A 22346-nucleotide genomic window follows, 5' to 3' on the forward strand; every position below is an offset into this window, starting at 1 on the left:
CGAATGGACTCCTACCATCCTTTACTGGAGCAAATTATTTCATATGCCTTTACTATTTTTTGAGTTTTTTCATTAGCAATTTTTATCATTTCTTGAGGTAATCCCTGGGCAATTAATTTATCTGGATGATTTCTGCTTAATAAACGTCTATAGGCACGTTTTACTTCTTGTTTGCTTGCATTAGGCGATATTTCTAGAAGAGCATACGCATAATCCAAATTGGTTTTAGTGGATTGATAATTATATCTGCTGTATGAAGAATAGGACTCAGAGGATGAATATTCTCGTGATTGTGGCTCATCTTCCCTGGGTTGTTCGTACGAATAACTAGTACCAAAATCTTCATAAAAACGGTATTGTCTGTGCAGTGGTGCAAAATCCAGTTTGGAAAAAATAATATCTAAAATCTGGATTTTTTTTGTACTAAAACCGTCAGTTAAAGCTGCTCGATATTGAATATCGAGAAATAATCTCAGTAAATCCCTATTATCTTTACAGGATTTTTTTAATTTTTCGAGGATCTCATTAAGATTAAAACCGGGTTGTTTGCCTTCATTAAATAAATGCTTCGCCAAGTTTTTTTGTTCCCTACTTAAACGCATTTCATCCATGAATTGACGTGCAATGTCTAGTTCTGCCTCCGTGACGCGGCCATCCGCCTTAGCCAAATGTCCCATAATGGAAAAGGTCGCCTCAAAAAAAGTCTTTTGGACGTTTTTGCGTTTTTCACTGTAATAATACCAATGAGGGTTGGAATAATATTGGGATAAACCTCTGTCAAAAAAATTACCTATTAATAGACCAAAGAGTGTCCCCGTGGGGCCGGCAATTAAGTAGCCAAAACATGCGCCAATAATTTTCCCCCACCAGGTAGTTATGATAAAGAAGTCCCGAAAAGTCATCTGCGAGGATCCTTTAAATTATGTCGTTTTATCGCCTTATACCATATTTTAAGTATATACTGTCGTTTTTGGGGTTTGGTTTTATATGCGATTTTTTTACTCTTTTTTAATGTATCTGCTTATCCCTTTTATTTTAGTACGATTATGGTGGAAAGGGAAAAGCTTACCCGCTTATCGAAAACGTATAGCAGAACGTTTTTTCTTAAGTACCTATGAGTATAAACCGGTTGATGTTTGGGTGCACGCTGTTTCTTTAGGAGAAGTTATTGCTGCCATTCCTTTGATTGATGCCATGCTTGATAAAAATTGGTCATTATTAGTGACTACGATGACTCCAACAGGTTCAGAAAGAGTACAAACTCATTTTGGTAATAAGGTAATGCATCAATACCTACCCTACGACCTTCCTGGTGTGATGAAACGTTTTTACCAACGAATTAAACCTCGGGTTGGTGTGATTATGGAGACAGAGTTATGGCCTAATTTAATCTATCAGGCACAAACAGCTCAAATTCCTTTATTGCTTGCTAACGCACGCATATCCAATGATTCTTTACAAGGTTATAAGAAAATTAAATGTCTCATTAAACCTGTTTTAAATAAATTCTCTGCTATTTTGACCCAAGGAGAAGAGGATGCACGACGTTATATTACTTTGGGGGCTAGAGAGGATATAGTACATGTATTAGGAAATATGAAGTTTGATTTACAAACGAATAGCATCGAAAGCCAACGTTTTAGTGATTTAAAAAAACACTGGGGATCGGCTCGTATTACAGTGATCGCAGCAAGTACCCATGAAAATGAAGAAGCACAGATTTTGCCCCAATTGAAGCGTCTACAGGAAGCAATTCCGGATGTAATTTTATTAATCGCTCCGCGCCACCCCGAACGATTTCAAGCTGTTTATCAATTATGTATTCAGTCGGGATTTAAAACCGGGTTCCGATCTGATTTGCAGACACTGGATCCGAAAAATGAGATTGTTGTACTCGATAGCTTAGGTGAGCTTTTAGGATTTTATCAAATTAGTGATTATGCATTTGTTGGTGGAAGCCTTGTTCCTGTCGGCGGGCATAATGTCTTAGAGCCTATTGCGATGAATGTTCCGGTGTTAAGTGGCGATCAAACCCATAATTTTAAAGATATTTGTGATGAGTTAAAGGCGGCTCAAGGTATTTTGTTAATGAGAAGTGCAAAAGAAGTCATTGATGGAATTATTAAGCTAAATGCAGATCCCATGCTCCGACAGCAAATGATCCAAAATGCTACTGCTGTTTTAGATAAGAATAAAGGTTCGGTTGAGCGACATTTGCGGCAAATTGAAGCTATAATATAGCTAAAACCAATCCTTGGTTTTCGAAAGAACATGAACTAACGCGTAAGCGGAAAGTCTGGAATAAATTGCCAAACAGTAAAGGTTTGTTTCTTGAAAAAGAGGTATGTTCCCTGGCTCTGTAAAGTCTAAGAGTGTTTTATTCTAGGACCCTTGATTGAGACCGGGTAAATGTGACAAGGACTCCCGGATTATGACTGCCTCTAATCCGGGTGCTACACATACCATGCATGCCTAATTTGTTAATGAAAAAACAGAATAGATCTCCCTCTCATGTGAAAGAAAGTATACTTTAAGAGCCTTGGTTTTGTTTTTCTTTAATTTCTGACAAAGTTTTGCAATCAATACATAAAGTTGCAGTAGGTCTTGCTTCCAGGCGTTTGAGACCAATTTCAATACCGCATGCTTCACAATAACCAAAGTCTTCATTTCTTAATCGTTCTAATGCATCTTCAATTTTCTTGATGAGTTTGCGTTCGCGGTCACGTGTACGTAATTCGATGCTAAACTCTTCTTCTTGGCTTGCTCTGTCTGACGGATCGGGAAAATTAGCGGCTTCGTCTTTCATATGTGTTACAGTACGATCAACTTCTTCCATTAATGATTGGCGCCAGGCTAACAATATTTTTTCAATATGTGCTAGCTGCTTCTCATTCATATATTCTTCCCCCGCAGTTTCCTGATAGGGGGTAATTCCCATGCTACCTATTGCGTCGCTTTTCACGTTGTATTGTCTCTCATTGTTTTTATCAATTAATTGTTCGGCCATTTTAGTCTCCCTCCCCAGCGCTTAACCTGGGACTACAGAAAGGAAAGGGTTTAGATATACCAAAAAACTATTGTATCATCAATAATATTATCGCCAACCCCCACTTACTCTGTCATGGCCCTGGATGTCTTGCCAACATCTTATAGATTTATACCTTAATCTATTAAGTATAGCTTGTACTTTAGACTTTTGATCAAATCCATGTTCAAGCAAGAGCATACCTTGAGGTAAAAGATATTCATAACCGTGCTCAATGATACATTGTAGATCAGCTAAGCCTTCTTGACTACTCACTAGTGCATTTCGTGGCTCAAAACGTAGATCACCTTGTTGCAAGTGTGGATCGTCTTTTGCAATATAGGGGGGATTCGTTACAATGGCATGGTATTGACGTTGCGGAATTCCACTAAACCAGTCCGATAGAAAAAAGTTTATATTTTCTATTTTGTTGTTCTGTGCGTTTTCTTTTGCAACTTTCAGCGCATCTTCGCTGATGTCGCACGCAACAATTCGCCAGCTTGGTCTTTCTTTGGCTAGGGCCAAGGCTATAGCTCCGCTGCCAGTACCCAGCTCAAGAATATGAGTATCAGGCTGATCAGGGATAAATTCTAAGGCTAATGCCACAAGTAGTTCTGTTTCATGACGTGGAATTAAAGTATGTTCATTGACCTTTAAATCAAGAGACCAAAATTCACGTTGGCCCATGAGATAAGCAATGGGGATTCCTTTAGCCCTTTGAGCCATTAAATGTTCAAATGCAGCTAATTGTTTAGGTGTAAGCAACGTTTCAGGATGAGCAAATAGGTAGGCTCTGGTTTTATCTAAAACATGACCTAATAAAATTTCAGCCTCCCGTTGGGGATTTTGTTTTAGAGCTGTAGAAATACTAATCATTTCGTCCTAGTTCTGCGAGTAACTCAGCATGATATTCACGTTTTAAAGGTTCAACCACTAAAGACAGCTTGCCTTCCATTACGTCATTTAATTGATAAATTGTTAGATTAATTCGATGATCCGTTAAACGACTTTGGGGATAGTTATAGGTACGAATTCTCTCAGAACGATCACCTGTGCCAACCAGCGATTTACGAGTTTGTGCTTGCTCTTTCCTCTGTTTACTTTGTTCTGCATCCAACAAGCGCGTTTTAAGTAAAGACATCGCTTTAGAACGATTTTTATGTTGAGATCGCTCATCTTGGCACTCAACAACGACTCCAGTGGGGATATGGGTAATGCGAATAGCAGAGTCTGTTTTATTGACATGCTGTCCACCAGCTCCTGATGAGCGGTAGGTGTCTATACGTAGATCATCCGGGTTAATTTGAATATCATCAATTTCATCGACTTCGGGTAAGATTGCAACAGTACAGGCTGAGGTATGAACACGCCCTTGCGATTCAGTTTCAGGAACACGTTGTACACGATGAGCCCCAGATTCAAACTTGAGTTGAGAATAAACAGCGTTACCACTAATTCGCGTGATAATTTCTTTGTATCCTCCATGTTCGCCATGACTTGCACTGATTAATTCCTGTTGCCAGCCTTGTTCTTCTGCATAACGAATGTACATACGGTAAAGATCACCGGCGAAAATCGCTGCTTCATCTCCTCCAGTCCCAGCCCTGATTTCGAGGTAAATATTGCGTTCATCATCTGGATCTTTGGGAATCAGGTGCCATTGTAGCTGCTCATCGAGCTCTTCTACTTGTCTTTTTGCGCTCGCTAACTCCTCGTCCGCCATTGCGGCTAATTCTTTGTCTTCTCCGGCAAGTAACTCCTCTAAGGAAGAGACATTATCTTTTGCTTCGATGTATGTTTCATAACAAGTAGCTATGGGCTCTAGTTGTGCGTATTCTTTTGACAAAGTTTTAAATTGATTTTGATCAGCAATAACTGATGCTTCAGATAATAAGCGTCCCACTTCCTGATAACGCTCAAGCATTTGCTGCAGTTTTAGTTCAAGAGATTTCTTCATAAGATGATTGACGTGTTGTAGTAGTAAAAAGATATTGTGCTAAGGTAAATAAATCTTCTCGGCCATCTTTGGCTATTTGTCTTAAACCGGCTGTGGGATTATGAGTCAGTTTATTCACCAACCGTTCGCTAAACTCATTTAAAACAAGCTGCTGACATTGGCCTGCAGAAAGTTTTTTCAAAGCACGTTGTAATTCTTTTTGTGCCAGATCATACATTTGGTTACGATAATCACAAATGACTTTTTTGGCTTTAAGAGAACGGTGTTTGCGAATGTAATTATTTAGTTCATCATCAACTAATTGCTCTGCATGTAATGCAGCAAGGCGCCTTTCTTCGATGCCTTTTTCTATCATTGTCTGCAAATCGTCAATATTGTAGAGGTGCACTTGTTCGATTTCTTTGACATTGGCGTCAATATCTCGAGGTACTGCTAAATCTAAAAAAAACATTGGGGCATGGTTTCTTTGATTTAATGCTTGTTTTACCAAATCCTTATTAATAAATGGAATGGGGCAAGTTGTTGCAGAGACAATAACATCAGCTTGAGATAGATGTTGAGCTATATCGCTGATAGGGATCGTTTTTCCATTAAAGGTTTTAGCAAGCTTTGCTGCATTTTCTTGGGTTCTGCTTGCTACCATGAAATGATGCACGCCTTGTTGGTGTAAATATTTTGCTACTAAAGAAGCAGTTTCACCCGAACCAATTAAAAAGACATTGAGTGACTTATAGTCGGTAAAGAGTTGGCCAATCAGTTGAACCGCGGCATAAGCAACTGAAACAGGATTGGTACCTATACCACTTCGTGTGCGTACACGCTTTGATGCACTAAAAATATATTCAAAAATTGAGCGCAATTCTGTTTTTATGGTACCAAGATTACATGCATGTTGATAAGCTTGTTTCATTTGGCCAAGAATTTGTGGCTCTCCAATCATCATCGAGTCCAAACCACTAGCGACCCGTAAAGTATGTTTTATCCCTTCATGGCCTTTATATAAATATAAAAAAGGAGACAACAATTCATACGATAGTTGATGTTCTTGTGCAAGCCAGTGTGCAAGAACCTGAGGATCATGTGTATCACAATAAATTTCAGTACGATTACATGTAGATAAAATAGCGGCTTCGTTAACTCCCGGGAGATTAAATAGGCTGTTGAGCAAAGAATCTTGGGCAGCCGGAGTCATGGCGACTTTTTCACGCACGTTTATTGGAGCAGTTTTATGATTTAGCCCGCAAGCAACAAACACCATAAGATTATGAATTAGTGAATTTGAAATTATTGAGTCAATCGGTGAATTGTAAACGATTAGTGGTTAAATTTGTAGAGTACCCTGGGTATATTTCTTGTAATTGTTGCTGCAGAGCTTATTTGCTCACCATTAACTCTTTTTCTAACCTCTATCTGAGATGGTGTATTGATTCGTTGATTCAGCGCTCAATATCTTAAATGCGTATTCGTGTTCCACGCTCGGTTCTTATCACACCTCATTTTCCGAAGCTTTAGGAAAAGCAATTAAAATGAGTCAAAAATATCTTCTTGTAAAATTAAAGTGCATTGTTATTTTGCCGCTAACAATAGTAGAGGGTTTTTGTTCAAATGCCCAAGTTGACGAGGGGAATGAATCATGGACATAATCTTACAAGGCGAGCATAGTGGCGAAGAAGCGACACAAAGCCTGGCGCGTGTATTAGAATTATTTAAGGAGCGTTATCATATCGCGGGATTTCGTGAAATTCATTTAACTGTAACATTGCTTGATGAGCAAGGGGATGACGTTGAATTAATTGATAGTGAGTCAAATCAGGCGTATCGAATTTTTGAAGTTTATCGTCAGGGATATGGACTTAGTTCGAGTAAAGGAAAAAAAGTTCCAGTATTGCAGCTAGTTGTAGATAACACACGAACACGATAAAGGAGTGACCTATGCTTTTGGCAATTATCGCCATAATACTTACGTTATTACTCGTAGTAGGGATACATGAGGGGGGGCATGCAATATTAGCTCGTTTTTTTCAAGTAAAGATTAAAAAAATTTCCATAGGATTTGGTAAGCCATTATTGCGCTGGCGAGGCAAAAGCGGTTGTGAATGGATATGGGCCTTTTTTCCTTTGGGAGGGTATGTCCAATTAGAGAATACTCGAATTAGTCCTGTAAAGCCGGCAGAATATCCGGGATGTTTTGATAAAAAGCCAGTTTGGCAACGTATCCTGATTTTGTTAGCGGGAGCAGTGGCCAATCTCATCACTGCTTGGTTTGCTTTTGTCTTCGTATACTCTGTAGGTCTTAGTTATCACATCCCTGAAATCAAAGAAGTACAAGTCAACAGCACTGCAGCTCAAGCAGGAATGCTTCCCGGAGATATGTTCGTATCCATTGGTGATCATGCTACCCCAACTTGGAGTGATGTGGGCATGCAATTAGTCATTCTTTGGGGGAAAAAAGGTATTCCTGTAGTGCTTAATCGCAGCGATGGCAACAAGGCCAATGCAGTACTTGATTTAAGCCATGTACAATTTCGTGGAGCAAGATTATCTTTATTAGCACAATTAGGTATTCAACCCAATTTATCTGCAGCAAAAAGCAAATTACGTGCCTCATCTTTTATTGATGCAATATATCAAGCAAATGACACAATGATGCATATGACTTATTTTTTCCTGGTGACATTAAAACAGTTATTTTCAGGGATAATCCCTTTTTCCGCACTGCTAGGTCCTATAGGCATTTTTGCTGCTTCAGTGGCTTCACTGACCCAGGGGATAGTGGTTTTTACGTTTTTTATTGCGACTTTAAGTCTTGCTGTTGCGGTGATTAATTTATTTCCTATTCCGGGATTAGATGGGGGTTCTATAGTTTATGCCCTAGTCGAAAAAATCCGCGGTAAACCCGTATCAGTGGCAATGGAACTATTATTGCATAGGCTGGTATTTATTATATTCTGTGTGGTATTAGTCCATTTATTAATGAATGATTTGCAAAGACTTTAGGTCAATTTAGACATTGGAATCATCAGTGTTTCTCTATGGTGCGTGCGCAACACCAAACATCCACCTGTTTCACTCCAGATTTCTTTAAAGTGTACGCCAGTTCATTTGCCGTATTACCGGTGGTTAGTAGATCATCGATAATGGCAACATGTTGATAAGGTAGTTGGTGTGTAACAAAGGCTGAACGTAAATTTATTTTCCTTTGTTTTTCATCTAATCCTGCTTGCGGTTTGGTGTTGAGCGTTTTTTGACAACTGAATAAATCGCACGGGAGTTTAAATTTTTTAGCTAAAGAACGAGCCAAGATGGCTGCTTGGTTAAATCCACGCCGTTTAATTCGTTGTGGATGCATGGGGACAGGGATCAAACATTGAGGCATTTCCACTTGGCTTGATAGTGATTTAAAAATTAAATAGCTTAGAAACGAAGTAAGATAAAGACCATTATGATATTTGAATTGGTGTAAAAGGGTACGCAAGGGTTCTTCAAAAGTGTACTTAATGAATGCGCGGTCAAAAGAGGGTGGATTTTTAATACAATGCCCACAGACGAGAAATTGGGTATCTGGTAAGGGATAAGCACAATGGTGACAACCAGGACCTAACAAAGGCATGAGTTCAATGCAATGTGAACATACCGCCATTTTATCGTTGTGGTATTGTTTACATAAGATACATATTGAGTATATACGTAAACTTTGTGTTAAACTCCATATTTTTTGACGCACGAGAAGTTGGATTCCTTTAATCTTTCCTGGTTTTATAATGGCTGTTATCTATGAAATTAGCAAGGCATTTAATCGACATGCCACCGAATATGAAGTTGCTGCTAAAGTACAGCAAGAAATAGGGGGCCGTCTATTAGAACGCTTGCATTATTTAAACATGAAACCGCAACGTATTTTGGACTTGGGTTGTGGTCCTGGTTTCTTTTCCCAAGAATTGGCACGAATGTATCCCAAAGCACAAGTTGTAGGTTTGGATCTCGCCCAGATCATGTTAGTTCAGGCACGGAAAAAACAAAGTTGGCGCCGTCGATGGTCTTTAGTTGCAGCAGACATGCAACGTATGCCTTTTGCAGACGGATCGTTTGATTTGGTTTTTGCCAATCAGGTGATTCATTGGGGACGGCATTTAACGTCGGTTTTTCGCGAATTAAATCGAGTAATCAAGACAAATGGATGTTTGATGTTTACTACATTAGGGCCTGATACGTTTCAGGAGTTAAAAGCCGCCTGGATTGGTGTGAACCATTACGCACATGTTAATGAATTTGCTGACATGCATGATGTAGGTGATTGTTTAATGTCTGAACATTTCTTGGATCCAGTTATCGATATGGAGTTGCTGGCAGTGCATTATGAAAGTTTGCCTAAATTGTTACATGCTTTAAAGGCCCAAGGAGTCAAAAATATTAATCCCAAAAGGAACCAGGGATTAACTGGAAAAACAGCTTGGCAACAATTTAAACAAAACTATGCCACAATGCAGACTAACAACGGGAAATACCCTCTGACTTATGAAGTCGTTTATGGACATGCCTGGAAAGGGGAGCAAAGGAAAACAGAGTTCGGAATAGAAACAATGGTGCCAGTATCACAAATAGTGAAGCTTAAAAGTTAGTCTCATGCTGCAGTTGGTCTGCTTTTGGTTTTATTAAATTACCTAGAGCATCATCCATTGAGTTCGAAACAAGGCGCAAATAAGTGGGTGAGGTAGGATACAAAAATACATGACTGAGCCTAATGAGCTTGCAACGAGGGCTATTTATCCTCTACTGTTAAATGGATTAAAACAGTAGAGGCAATCTTACTTATTCAATTTAGGCATAAGAATATTTTCAATTTCAGGATGTTTTTCATACCGTTCAGGGGGATTTTTTAGTTTCTGTTCTAAGTGTGCCTTAGAATCTTTTTGGGTTCTTAAACTTATAATTTTAGCTAATAAAGGGTAAATTGTATTTTCATCCTTTTGAATATGCTCAGAAAGCCATTCTGGTGATCGAGCATCGTCTGCTCCTGCCCTGTCAACAAGTTGATCCCAACAATTAAATGGATGTGTTGTTGTTGAATTTTCATGACCTAAAAGTTTAAAAATATTCTCACAAATATCTTTAATTTCCATATTATCAAGAAAACTCGGATCTTCTTGCTGTTTCAATATAATTAAACACCATTGGAGGGCATGAGTAAATTCACCATGAGGTTTACCCCTGAGGCTGCTGTCTTTGAGCATAAATCCTGAAGCGGTTAAAAACATAAAATCTTCTTTGCTCAATCCTTTATCTCCTACTGTTTGGATCATCCCGCTTCTAAATCCTGCACTGATTAGTAGTTCTTGAATCAGTGTTCGTAATTGCTTCGTTGCCCGTTTTTCTCCTGGTTTTAAGTTGCTGTTTTTTAACTTTGTTGCGAGTAGATCATTTAAAGACTTAAGTTGATGTTCGACAGCTTCAACATCCATTAAAAAATTTTCTATTTTTACACAGTTACTTATAAACGATGTATTATTTAATAAGTCGCCTTTAAGTGATTTTTTCAACTCATCTTCAAGTAGGCCGAGTTTGTTTTGCTGTAGCGTGGGGTCTTTTTTAAAAAACATACAAATCTCCTTGGCACATTGATTGTACAATCATCGCAAGCATTGAGTATATTGTATAGTTTATTGTTGAACAAAGGATGATGTATACACAAGGGCTTTCAGGACGTATACATATATCTGTGTACATGACAAAAATATGTCAATGACGCGATGGCGAACAACCATTCTTTAAAATAAATCAATGCGCAAATCAAGACCCAGAAGATTATTTTACTCAGGAGGCTAAAATCGATTACTACGTTCTTGTAATTCTTTGGTTAATTTAATCAATAAGAGCGCTTTTTGACCAAATATTTGTAATGCATCAAGAGCAATTTCATAGTGTCTGCTGATTTCCATCTCTAATTTATCTTTGGTATATAACGTAGCAAAAGTCGTTTTTTTATTCGCCAAATCAGAGGAACGTCCTTTACCCAAAAACTCAGCAGGAGCATGGTAGTCTAAATAATCATCTTGCATTTGGAAGACGAGACCAATGTGGTTCGCATAGGTTCGCAAAGCTGATTGATAAGCTTCGGGTGTTGATTGTATCCTCAAAACCATTTCGATGCATGCAAGGATAAGTCGTCCCGTTTTAAGATGGTGGATTTCTTTGAGTCGCTCGTCATCAATAGAAGATTTTGCTAATTCAGATAAATCCAGGCTCTGCCCGCTTACCATCCCGCTAATACCAGTTGCTTGAACAAGCTCGCGAGTAATGGATATGATGCGATCAGGTTGCACCAAGTGGGGAAGATAAGTTAAAAGCACATCAATAGCTAATGCTTGCATGCCATCCCCAGCCAAAATCGCAGTAGCCTCATCAAATGCTTTATGACAACTTGGTCTTCCTCGGCGTAAGTCATCATTATCCATTGCTGGGAGGTCATCATGAATTAAAGAGTAGCAATGTGTTAATTCTACTGCAGCAGCAATAGCATCCAGAATATTTAGATCCACATCAAGCAGGCTTCCAGTAAGATAGACTAAAATAGGCCTGATTCTTTTTCCACCAGGGAAAAGGGAGTAGTCTATTGCGGAGCGTATGATCACTGCAGGAACAGATGAATCAGCAATGACCTGCTTTAGATAAGATTCATGTCGATTTATATATTTGCTAATCACTTAATTGTTCGTCCGAGCTTGGTTCACCGGTAGTTAATAGTTCTATTTTTTGTTCGGCTTTTAACAACGCATTTTGGCAATGCCGTGCCAGGCTTATTCCTTTTTCAAATTGTTTGAGGGAATCTTCTAAAGTGAGCTCTCCCTTTTCTAATTGCCTGACAATTTCTTCCAGTTCCGTAATTGACTGTTCAAAATGGAAGCCTTTGCTCATAGAATTTATCCTGAGTGTACAAAATGTAATGATTATACTGGGTTACTCTAAGGATTCAACCTAAAAATTCAGTTGTGTTTAAAGCAAAAAGGGTTTGAAACTCAAGACACAGATCATAACGTCTCTATAGCCTAAATCGTGTATAGTAAGTACTACCTAAAATAATGGAATCAAGATGAAAGCAAAAACCCAATTTGTATGCAATCAATGTGCAGCGCTTTTTAAACAATGGGCTGGGCAATGTACCCACTGTGGCGCATGGAACTCGATTGCAGAAGAGGGCGTTATCGCAGCGGGCCGAAATACGCGTAGTGGCTCCTGGATTAATCAGCGTTCAGTTATCACTGCTGTCGAAGATGTGGTTATGGATAAGGAAGTACGTATGGATTGCGGTTTATCTGAGTTAAACCGCGTACTCGGTGGTGGTTTGGTTTATGGTTCAGTGGTTCTTATCGGTGGTGATCCTGGCATAGGTAAATCTACTTTATTATTACAAACACTTGCCAATCTTTCTCTTCAGGAAACTGTACTATATGTAACGGGCGAAGAATCTTTGCAGCAGGTTGCTATGCGAGCCAAACGTTTAGGACTACCCTTGGCGGGACTAAGACTTTTGGCAGAGACACAAGTTGAAGCAATTATTGCCCAAGCGCAAAAGGAAAAGCCTAAAATCATTGTGATTGATTCGGTGCAGACTATTTTTACCGAAACTATAAGTTCTGCCCCAGGCGGGGTTAGTCAAGTCAGAGAATCGGCAGCGCAGTTAGTGCGTTTTGCTAAAATGACACAAACAGCGGTGTTTTTAGTAGGTCATGTAACCAAAGAAGGTGCTTTGGCAGGACCACGAGTTTTAGAACATATGGTTGATAGTGTTTTATATTTTGAAGGGCAAAATGACAGTCGTTTCCGAGTCATTCGCACTATTAAAAACCGGTTCGGTGCAGTGAATGAACTGGGTGTGTTTGCGATGACGGATAAAGGGTTGAAGGAGGTCGCTAATCCCTCTGCAATTTTTTTATCGCGTCAACCAGAACCTACTTCAGGGAGCGCGGTGATGGTTACATGGGAGGGATCACGACCCATGCTCGTTGAAGTGCAAGCATTGGTTGATGAAGCACACGGGCAGCAATCCAAACGTGTTACTGTTGGTCTTGAATCCAATCGTTTGGCTATATTACTTGCTGTTTTACACCGGCATGGAGGAATTGCCACTTACGATCAAGACATATTTATCAATGTAGTAGGTGGAGTAAAAGTTACAGAAACAGGCTCAGATTTGGCTTTATTAGCTGCAGTGGTTTCCAGTTTGCGTAATCGGGTATTTGATCGCGAAACCATTATTTTTGGTGAAGTGGGGTTAGCGGGGGAAATCAGACCGGTACAAAGTGGGCAGGAGCGCCTAAAAGAAGCAGCAAAACATGGTTTTAAACGCGCAATAATTCCTTTTGCCAATGCGCCTAAGCAGAATAACTCCTCCATGACTATAGAACCTGTTAAATACCTGCATGAAGTTTTAGAAAAAATGTAGGTTCTGATTAAAAATCTGCTTCCTTGGCCAAAAACGTCTCCCTCCGCGTAAGCAGGGGCTCTGTTGAGGTTATTCTGCAAGGCGAGGTTTCTAGCAAGACTATTCTTTTTATAGACCTTCCGCTTTTGCGGAAGGTGACGCATGTGTAGGAGCTCGTCAGCCTTTTGCGAAAGGTAGCGTGTGTATGTGCGTCACCCTCTGCGCAAGCAGGGGGTCTGTTGAGGGTATTCTGCAAGGTGAGGTTTGTAGCGAGAATATTGTTTTTATAGACCTTCCGCTTTTGCGGAAGGTGACGCATGTGTAGGAGCTCGTCAGCCTTTTGCGAAAGGTAGCGTGTGTATAGGCGTGCGTCACCCTCTGCGCAAGCAGGGGGTCTGTTGAGGGTATTCTGCAAGGTGAGGTTTGTAGCAAGAATATTGTTTTTATAGACCTTCTGCTTTTGTGGAAGGTGACGTAGGTATAAGAGTGTAGTCACCCTCTGCGCAAGCAGGGGGTCTGTTGAGTTTATTCCGCAAGGTAAGGTTTGTAGCAAGACTATTGTTTTTATAGACCTTCCGCTTTTGTGGAAGGTGACTGTATTAAAATTAACCATTAAAATTTCATATAAAATAGCACAAGTAGAATATACTAAAAGAAAAGTATGCGCATTCTGGGGACGGATATATGGACATAACTCCTTTTTTTAAATTAATGGTAGATAAAAGTGCTTCAGACCTTTTTTTTAGTGTAGGAGCCCCTCCTAATATTAAAATTGAGGGAGTTATTTTTCCCATTGGCCATGTTCCGCTTAAATCACAACAAATGGCTGAAATTGCTTTGTCATTGATGAATGATGATCAGCGTAAAGAATTTGATGCCACAATGGAACTGAATATGGGGCTTTCCATTCCTGAAGTAGGGCGTTTTAGGATTAATCTATTTCGCCAACGCGGTGATATCTCTATGGTTGTGCGTTATATTAAGAATAAAATTCCTTCCATAGAACAATTAAACTTACCACCTATTTTAAAGTCTATAGTCATGGAGCTACGTGGTTTAGTTTTAGTTGTCGGTGCGACTGGTTCGGGGAAATCAACTACTCTCGCGGCAATGATTGATTATCGTAATCAGAATCAAAGTGGACATATTTTAACAATCGAGGATCCTATAGAGTTTCTCCACCAGCATAAAAAATCGATAGTAGATCAGCGTGAAGTAGGCATAGATACGATGAGTTACGATAATGCCTTAGTCAATGCAATGCGAGAGGCTCCGGATGTAATTTTAATCGGTGAAATTCGCGAGCGCAATGCCATGAAACATGCAATTGCCTACGCAGAAACAGGTCATTTATGCATTTCCACTTTGCATGCGAATAATGCAAATCAAGCTATGGATCGGATCATTAATTTTTTTACCGAAGATGCAAGAAAGCAAGTACTTTTGGACTTATCACTGAATTTAAGAGCTATTATTTCCATGCGTCTAATTCCTGGGGTAAGCCAGCAACGAATGGTTGCTGTAGAAATCTTATTAAATACACCTTATGTTGCTGATTTAATTGAAAAAGGAAAAATTGATGAGATTAAGGAAGTTATGGAGCGTAGCACTGAACAGGGAATGCAGACTTTTGATCAGGCTTTATTGAAACTTTATAAAAATGGTTTGATTTCACAGGAAAATGCTATCAAATATGCTGATTCCAAAAATAATGTGGGCTTACAAATTCGTTTGACGAGTGGTAAAAATTTTGACTTACCCGAGGGTGATTTAACCATAGAATCGGATGAGCATTGATCTATATTAAACTGCATGTTAAAATTTAGTACAATTTTTACTTCTATTCTAGTGTTTCATGACTGGCAATTTTCGTGTTGAAGATATCACTCCAGGACCCGTTTCAAATTCATCAGGACATGAAGCTTACCTAAAGGCAATATATAAGCCAACTGGGAATAAGATTATTTATAAAAAAAACAAGCATGGATGTGCTGATTTTTCACGTTTAGAAGTCACATTTAGCCAATTAGCACGTTTATTTTTATTACCCAATTTAACACCTAACTCTCATTTGGTCATTGATGAGGGTAAAAACGTCCTGGGTTTGGCTATCGAACATTTGTCACATGTAATCGCCAAAAAAGAAGGATTGGAACATTCTTTTTACACTTTAACCAATTCGCAACAGCTTGGTTGTGGATACACAAAAGTAAAAGTCGATGATTCAAAGGATATACCGATTAATTTTTTGAATAATCTACCACAAGGTTTTTATGCACATTTGGTTGAAGATGAAGCAAAGGGTATTTTAACCATTGATTATGAGTCTTTAGCGAGTATTCTTTCAACCTCATATACTCTTGAAGAGGATGATTTACATAAAGGAAACTTTGGTTTTTACCTGGTTGAAAAAGACAGCAAACCCCATGCGGTATTTTTTAAAATCGATCATGATCTCATGTTCGTGGACAGTATCATGGGTTTTCAGACTCGCAGGCCTTTTCATTTAACTCATGGAGCTCATGCGTTTGATATTACTGTTGATGATTTGCTATCCCTTGCCTGTTTAAAAAATTCGTGTAATTCCTATTGGCCTACTAAATTTGGTTATATTGCCAATCCCTTTGATAACAAGGAATACCGGAATTATGCAGACATTGATGCTTTTGCCAGCCTAAGCAACAATGATGCCTTTATCAAGGCGAAATGGAAGTCTTTTTATAAGCATATTTTAATTCCAACGCAGTTAATTGAGCAGACTTTAAAAGAATCACGCAATATAAAAAAGGCCGCTGATCGAGCCCAGGTCGCCTTGGTGACTCAAACCTTGACGGCAAGGCTTGCTCGTTTGCGCGCGGTATTGTTCTCCATTAAAGAATTCCGTGATTATGTGTCTCAATTGAGTGAACAAGAAACAAAGGCATTGCTTAAAGAAATTATTCCACCACATAGCTCTAATGAAGCCCTCTTACGTCAGCTTCAAGAATCAATGGTGCGCTATGAGCAACTGTGTCATGAACAATTTGGTTTTGAAAACGGGGATACACCATTACACACTGCTATTAAAATGGGTGAATATCGCTACGAAGAAACAATCAGTATGTTTGGCCAGTTTATTAATGTAAAAAATAAAGAAGGTAAAACACCTTTGGATGTTGCTTTAGAGCGTGTTCATACATTTCGCAATGATCAAAATGTGGGTAAAAATGCCTATTTTATAATGAAGCACTTATTAAACAATGGTGCCCGCAAAACTAATCTTTATAAACTTTCTGATATTGATTCTGCAGTTAAAGCTTATCGTTATTCCAATCCTTATCTGCAAGAGATTAAGGCAAATATGCCTTATGGAGAATTGAAACGGATTTTAAGAAATATCGGTGAAGACCATCGTTTTTGTTTAAAATTTCAAAAAAATTTGGCAGTTCAGTGCATTAAACGGTTTATAGAAGTCAATAAGCAACATCCGAATTTTGAGAACCGGCTGTTGCAATTAAGAGATGACATCAATGGTTACTCCTCGGACGAGGAATCAGCAGGTGTCAAATACATCCGCCAATTGCGCAGCAAGCTATGGATTATTCGCCAGTTACGTGGCTTATATGGCTGGACTTCAACCCAATGGGAAATTAATTCAACCATTAATCAGGCATTGGAACAGCACAAAGCCAAAGAGCCCAGCTGTTTCTCATTTTTCTCAAGCCCCCAGCCCAAAGATCCTGTTTATAAAAATTTGGGGCTGGATAACTGTTCCTGTTTGGTAATAGGGTAATTAGGCTACTTTAGTGTATAGTCAATATTCAAGGAACTAAGAGCGGGTAAAAGTTGAGTTTAAGGCTTTATCTTTTTCTGAAATTCTCAATTTACGGGGGGTATGGGATGGTCTTCGTTTCATAATAATTAGTCGATTTATGCTACAATTATAGTCACATGAAGGCTAAAATAGGCACAATAGAAGTACGATTTGCTTTTTTAATTGTATGTAAGGCGAATCATAATTTCATACACGTAAGGGATCGTTAAGTAAATTTGAAGTATTATGAAAGATAGAAATGATAAATGCATCAGTTGGGTCATTAGCTCTGGGTTAATGAATTGAGAAGATCTGTAAAAAACACATAGATTGATAAGTTTGGAGATAGCAATGGCTAATGAAGCAATAACTAGTGGCAAAATAACCGTAAATGACCCCCTCAAATCAGATATTGCTAAGCTTTTTGATTCCAGAGAAGGGGTTGAAACACTACAAGATATTCACTTGAAGGGAGACGTGAATACGGACGTTGCATTTGCCAAGTTTAATGAAATCTTAAGCAAACCAGAATTAAGTAAGCAAGATGTACTTAATGCCCTAAATAAAATGAACGAACTGGATATGCTGTGGCATACGAGCAGATCGGGATGGTCATCTGCCGCAAAACCCAAAAAAGAAGTTATAGAATCAATGGCAAGCCATTTATTTGCTACAGTTCAATACAACAAAATTTTAGCATCGGCACCAGAGGGGAGTCAACTAAAAGCTCAGCTTGAGGCTTCTGATAACAAAGAAAATGTTATAGCAAAATTAATGGAAATAGATACAGCCGAGGAAGTGACAGAGTTGTTTAATGCAGTGGTGAGTAACACTAAAAATTGGGAAGATACTCAAACTGCAATGAAGGCCTTAGGCTTAAGAGGAAACATTCATGATACCGATGCACTTTTTGCTGAGGTTCAATATGAGCGTATTTTAGGATTGGCAGAGGAAAATAGTATACTACACAAACTACTGATAGACAGCAAGCCTACTGTTATACTCAAATTAAAGGGGGGGGATTATCAGGTAGAAGTCGAGGCGATCACTGAGCTGTTTGATGCTGTGAATAATCTTGAAATAGATAGAGCAGCGCTTCAAGATCAGATGGAAGATCTGGGTCTAGCGGTTGATGGTACTCAAGTTAAAGAACTATTTGCGGAGAACCAATACAAACGTATTCTTGAGAAGGTTAAAGACAGTAACCCAAAACTACATGCGCAGTTAAGTCGTAGGCGCGTAGAATTTATCAATGCTCTAGTCAATCCTCCCGATGGGGGTGAAGATATAGATTCAGTAGAAAAGATAGATAAGTTACTAGATAAAGTCAGTAACCCAGGTACAGAGAAGCCAAGTGTTATCGATGCGATGAAGAAGCTGGGCTTAGAGCATGGTAATCTAGTAGATAGTAACGAATTATTTGGTGAAAATCAATATATTCGTATTTGTACGCAGGTTGAAAAAAGTAATCCTAAACTTTACGAGCAATTAAGCGAGAAACCTAATGATGAGGTCCAGAAAGCGCTGGGTCAGGTAGCGGATTTAGCTAAAGTAAATGAATTATTAGACAATGTTCGGGACAAAAACAAAGATAAATTAGGCATTCAACAGGCAATGAAGGAACTGGGTTTAAAGCATAATGAAAATACTAAGGTTAAAGAACTGTTTGCCGTCAATCAATATGCACGTATTCTTGAAGAAACTCTTGCTAATAGCCCAATCCTTCATAAGCACTTAAAGGATAAAGATAAAGGTAAAGAAGTTATTGTTGCACTGTCTAATGCAAATATAGAGGATTTAGCTGGGGTAAATAAATTAGTAGAGGCAGTTAAGAATCCAGCTATAGATAAACCAGGTATTAAAACGGCGATGAAGGAGCTGGGTTTAGGCGAGGATGACGAAATAGCGAATGAGCTTTTTGCTGAGGCTCAGTATAATCGTATTTTGAAATTGGCGAACGAAAAAAGATTAGATCCGCTTGTTAAAACAGAGTTAGAAAAACAGCTTGGTGATAGAAGAGATGCTATTATCAATGAATTAAAGAAGATGGACTCAGTTGAGAATATCACTACCTTGTTTAAAAAGTTGAATGATCCTAACGTCGCCAAGGACGATATTATAGAAACGATGAATACGCTAGGTTTAGACGGGAATAGTGACGATAGTAAAAAATTATTTGCTGAGAACCAATATAAAATTATTCTTGATAAAGTCCAAAAGAGCAATCCAATACTTTATGCGGAATTAAAAGCAAAACCTGAGAATGTGATTAAAGCACTGGTTATTGCAAATAAAGAGGATTCCGCTGGGGTAAAACTCCTGGTCGATGCGGCTACGAAAACAGATTCAGATAGATTAACGATTAGAAGTGCTATTGGAGCTCTGGGTTTAGATCCTGATAAAGACCAGAAAATATTTGCCGAGAATCAATACTACCGCATTCTTGCTGCTGCCAAAGATACCAATCCCAAACTTTATGCACAATTAAAGGCGAAACCGAATGATGTAATTCAGGCTTTGGTTAATAAAAATGTAGCAGATTTAGCCGGGGTAAATCTACTAATAGAAGCGGTTACGAATAAGGAGTCAAAGAGAGAGCTTATTAAAAACGCTATGGAGGATCTGGGCTTAGATCATGGCAACGATGATAAGGTTAATGAGCTTTTTGGAGAAAACCAATACAATAAGTTAGCTGAGCAAATCAAGACTCATGAGCGTACAAATCCTAAACTCTATGCGTATTACAATGAGCCTGGTAAAAAAGCAGAACTTATTACAAAATTAGGGCAACGTATCCAGCCTATACCTAAACATAATTTGGACCAGATCATTGAGCTTCTTTTAAGCGAGCCTGGGAAACGTATTGAACAACAGAAAGAATTTAGCAAATCCATTGAGAAACACATCGAAAAATTAAAGACAATTGATGAGCTTGATGAGGTTATTCATTTATATAATCCTGCCTTCCAGGTAAAAGCACGAAAAGATCCTCAGGGAATGCAAAACAAATATAAGGAATTATCAAGGCAATGTACTGTGATGATTAATCAATTGGAATTGCAATTGAAGGAACTGGATGCATTTAAGGAAAATCTGAGGAGCCCATCTCTAAAAGGCAAAACAGATACTGCTCAGCAGGCCGATATCCTAATGAATGAAAAAACAGAAAAACGGCTTAAAGAGCAACTGGGTTTTTATCGGCGTGTACAAGAAAAAATTGATAACCACATTTTAATTGCAATTGAACATGCTACTCAAGGTTCGAAAAAGTATATTTATGATCCAGATTCAGTAGCAAGCTATAATCTTCCTCGTGAACAAGCAAAAGATTTATCGACTATTAAAGATAAAACCGCGCCGCAAAATACATATTTACTCACGCAACGAAGTTCAGGGACGCTGGACTTTTTGTTAGAGGACAAACCTAAAGCAGGCGAAGTTCGTTGTTTTGATGTGGTTTTTAGTCACCACAGACGGGATACCGGTGTAGATGTGAAAACAGAAGCACGCTTCACCTACGATGCCAATCCCCCGGCAACCAGTGGCTCTTCAATGCTCAAAGGGGATGAAATTAGCAAAACAGCCCCGAGTAAATTTGAAGTCCTGCAATTTCCTAGGCAGCCAAAGCCCCCGGCAGAACAACTTTCACCCAGAGAGCTTGCTAAAGCTCAAGTAGAGTTTTCTATGACCATGGCGATACAAGCTCTTTCAACGCTTGATGGTCCTCCCACAAAAGACAAGCCTCTTGTAATACGTGGTTTTAGTGGAAAAGAAGATGAGGTAGCATTCTTGTGGACAGCATTAGCTATTCTTGGTGAAAAGAATCCTAAAATGAAGTTTTCTCCTGATGCAATTTTGGTGAGAGGAAATTCCGAATTTAATCCAAACGAGCAAAGAAAACGTAGACTTGGAGTTTTTGAACAATTTACCGATGAATCTTATAAAAAACAAGTATTTGATGCATTTACTTCAGTTGTCAATAATCAGTCACAAGACTTAACTAAAATGACTGAAAAAAGGTTTGATAATAAAGCAATAGATAAAGTAGAAGCAGGCACTGATGAGGCTACTAAAGAGTATAAAGAGAAGTTGCTGAACGGTAAGAAGCCTGCAGTTAAAGAGCAGATTGAAAATGCAGAACAAAGAGTCAAAGAGGAGGAGGAGCAAAGACTAGGGCTATGACCAAAATGACTTTAGGGACATAAATGAAAAAACGGGGCATGAGGCGCCCAGTCAAAAGCAAGTTAGCGTATCATTAGAAGTTACATGATTAATGTAGTATTAAATACAATAATAAGAGGGGAATACAATTGAATACAAACCAATTAGCAATTGGTGTATTTGACTCCGGGATGGGGGGGCTAACGGTTTTACGTGCCTTACGAGAGGGGTTGCCACAAGAATCATTCGTTTATCTGGGAGACACAGCACGTCTTCCTTATGGTACTAAGAGCCCAGATACGGTAAAACAATATGCAATGCAAATGGCAAAGCTATTGGTTGAGCGTCGTATTAAGGCTTTGGTTATAGCTTGTAACACAGCAACTACAGCGGCATTGCCTTATTTGCAATCCATGTTACCGGACATGCCAGTACTGGGTGTTGTTGCTCCCGGCGCTGCAGCCGCAGTTGCTGCGACTAAAAATAATCAGGTTATTGTTTTGGCTACGGAAACAACGATTGCTTCGAATGCATACCAACAATTAATTGCTCAACAATTGCCGCGAGCAGTTATTAATACTCGAGCCTGCAGTGTTTTAGTCGCTTTAGCAGAAGAGGGAATGGTTAATAATCAAGTAGCACGTGAAGCGTTAAAATATTATTTGGATGGTTTTACGCATGAAGATACTGTGTTGTTGGGATGTACGCACTTTCCTGTGTTCAAGTCATTGTTAATTTCTATATTGCCTGAAGGAGTAAGCATAGTTGATTCAGCACATGCAACAGCAATTGCACTCTATCGTTTGTTAGAAAAGCAGGACTTGCTCAATGATGTACCGTCGCTGTATCGAAGAGTCACTTATTTAGTCACAGATTCGATCAAACGCTTTCAGACTGTTGGAGAGATATTTTTAGGCGAACCATTAGCATTTGAGGATATTGAGTTGGTAGATGTCAGGGGATAATGCTACCGTGCTCGGGATTAGCCTGT

18 protein-coding genes are annotated in these 22346 nt (G+C 38.9%); 9 read left to right on the plus strand and 9 right to left on the minus strand.

Translation table 11 applies throughout. The annotated features are described in order from the left end of the window. Positions 1-11: 11 nt before the first annotated feature. On the minus strand, positions 12-902 hold the full coding sequence (djlA, locus tag EKG34_RS06390) for a co-chaperone DjlA (RefSeq protein WP_003632980.1): 891 nt from the start codon (positions 900-902) through the stop codon (positions 12-14). An 85-nt stretch (positions 903-987) separates the two neighbouring features. Between djlA and waaA the strand changes: the two genes are divergently transcribed. Then, entirely contained in the window at positions 988-2241 is a 1254-nt protein-coding gene (gene waaA / locus EKG34_RS06395; RefSeq protein ID WP_003632979.1) for a lipid IV(A) 3-deoxy-D-manno-octulosonic acid transferase, read from the plus strand. Between the two features lie 289 nt (positions 2242-2530). On the opposite strand, the gene dksA is transcribed toward waaA, so the two are convergent. The 4 genes from dksA to hemA form a co-directional block, all read right to left on the minus strand. Next, positions 2531-3007 (minus strand): RNA polymerase-binding protein DksA, encoded by a 477-nt coding sequence (dksA, locus tag EKG34_RS06400; protein WP_012978818.1) that lies wholly within the window; start codon positions 3005-3007, stop codon positions 2531-2533. 87 nt (positions 3008-3094) lie between these two features. Beyond that, complete coding sequence (prmC, locus tag EKG34_RS06405) at positions 3095-3901, minus strand: peptide chain release factor N(5)-glutamine methyltransferase (RefSeq protein ID WP_080619834.1); 807 nt, start codon at positions 3899-3901, stop codon at positions 3095-3097. After that, entirely contained in the window at positions 3894-4982 is a 1089-nt protein-coding gene (gene prfA / locus EKG34_RS06410) for a peptide chain release factor 1 (RefSeq protein ID WP_080619833.1), read from the minus strand. Before prfA ends, prmC begins: the two co-directional genes overlap by 8 nt. After that, positions 4966-6240: a glutamyl-tRNA reductase gene (hemA, locus tag EKG34_RS06415; protein WP_080619832.1), complete on the minus strand. Its 1275-nt coding sequence runs from the start codon at positions 6238-6240 to the stop codon at positions 4966-4968. Before hemA ends, prfA begins: the two co-directional genes overlap by 17 nt. A 375-nt stretch (positions 6241-6615) precedes the next feature. Here hemA and EKG34_RS06420 point away from each other — a divergent pair, with 375 nt between their 5' ends. Beyond that, entirely contained in the window at positions 6616-6903 is a 288-nt protein-coding gene (locus EKG34_RS06420; RefSeq protein WP_003632971.1) for a hypothetical protein, read from the plus strand. Positions 6904-6914: 11 nt separating this feature from the next. Continuing rightward, positions 6915-7979, plus strand: a complete 1065-nt coding sequence (locus EKG34_RS06425; RefSeq protein ID WP_003632970.1) for a M50 family metallopeptidase — start codon at positions 6915-6917, stop codon at positions 7977-7979. A 22-nt stretch (positions 7980-8001) separates the two neighbouring features. Here the strand turns inward: EKG34_RS06425 and EKG34_RS06430 are convergent, their stop codons facing one another. Further along, the gene (locus EKG34_RS06430) at positions 8002-8706 is read right to left on the minus strand and encodes a ComF family protein (RefSeq protein WP_012978820.1); all 705 of its coding nucleotides are present in this window, start codon (positions 8704-8706) and stop codon (positions 8002-8004) included. Between the two features lie 37 nt (positions 8707-8743). Here EKG34_RS06430 and bioC point away from each other — a divergent pair, with 37 nt between their 5' ends. After that, positions 8744-9601 (plus strand): malonyl-ACP O-methyltransferase BioC, encoded by an 858-nt coding sequence (gene bioC / locus EKG34_RS06435; RefSeq protein WP_003632968.1) that lies wholly within the window; start codon positions 8744-8746, stop codon positions 9599-9601. Positions 9602-9787: 186 nt separating this feature from the next. Here bioC and EKG34_RS06440 read toward each other — a convergent pair whose 3' ends face one another. The 3 genes from EKG34_RS06440 to EKG34_RS06450 all read right to left on the minus strand — a co-directional run bounded on the left by EKG34_RS06440 (position 9788) and on the right by EKG34_RS06450 (position 11894). After that, positions 9788-10579, minus strand: a complete 792-nt coding sequence (locus tag EKG34_RS06440) for a LirA/MavJ family T4SS effector (protein WP_003632966.1) — start codon at positions 10577-10579, stop codon at positions 9788-9790. 222 nt (positions 10580-10801) lie between these two features. Then, positions 10802-11683, minus strand: coding sequence for a polyprenyl synthetase family protein (locus EKG34_RS06445; RefSeq protein WP_003632965.1), 882 nt, complete (start codon positions 11681-11683; stop codon positions 10802-10804). Further along, positions 11676-11894 (minus strand): exodeoxyribonuclease VII small subunit, encoded by a 219-nt coding sequence (locus EKG34_RS06450; RefSeq protein ID WP_003632964.1) that lies wholly within the window; start codon positions 11892-11894, stop codon positions 11676-11678. Before EKG34_RS06450 ends, EKG34_RS06445 begins: the two co-directional genes overlap by 8 nt. 175 nt (positions 11895-12069) lie before the next feature. Here EKG34_RS06450 and radA point away from each other — a divergent pair, with 175 nt between their 5' ends. The 5 genes from radA to murI all read left to right on the plus strand — a co-directional run bounded on the left by radA (position 12070) and on the right by murI (position 22320). Beyond that, positions 12070-13422 (plus strand): DNA repair protein RadA, encoded by a 1353-nt coding sequence (radA, locus tag EKG34_RS06455; protein ID WP_003632963.1) that lies wholly within the window; start codon positions 12070-12072, stop codon positions 13420-13422. Positions 13423-14085: 663 nt separating this feature from the next. After that, entirely contained in the window at positions 14086-15198 is a 1113-nt protein-coding gene (locus EKG34_RS06460) for a PilT/PilU family type 4a pilus ATPase (RefSeq protein WP_003632959.1), read from the plus strand. Between the two features lie 58 nt (positions 15199-15256). Further along, positions 15257-17173 (plus strand): Dot/Icm T4SS effector AnkK/LegA5, encoded by a 1917-nt coding sequence (gene ankK, locus EKG34_RS06465; RefSeq protein ID WP_080619831.1) that lies wholly within the window; start codon positions 15257-15259, stop codon positions 17171-17173. A gap of 372 nt (positions 17174-17545) precedes the next feature. Next, positions 17546-21376 (plus strand): hypothetical protein, encoded by a 3831-nt coding sequence (locus EKG34_RS06470; protein ID WP_003632956.1) that lies wholly within the window; start codon positions 17546-17548, stop codon positions 21374-21376. A 128-nt stretch (positions 21377-21504) separates the two neighbouring features. Further along, the gene (gene murI, locus EKG34_RS06475) at positions 21505-22320 is read left to right on the plus strand and encodes a glutamate racemase (protein ID WP_003632955.1); all 816 of its coding nucleotides are present in this window, start codon (positions 21505-21507) and stop codon (positions 22318-22320) included. Positions 22321-22346: the final 26 nt, after the last annotated feature.

This window comes from Legionella longbeachae (assembly GCF_004283175.1).
Taxonomy (GTDB): domain Bacteria; phylum Pseudomonadota; class Gammaproteobacteria; order Legionellales; family Legionellaceae; genus Legionella; species Legionella longbeachae.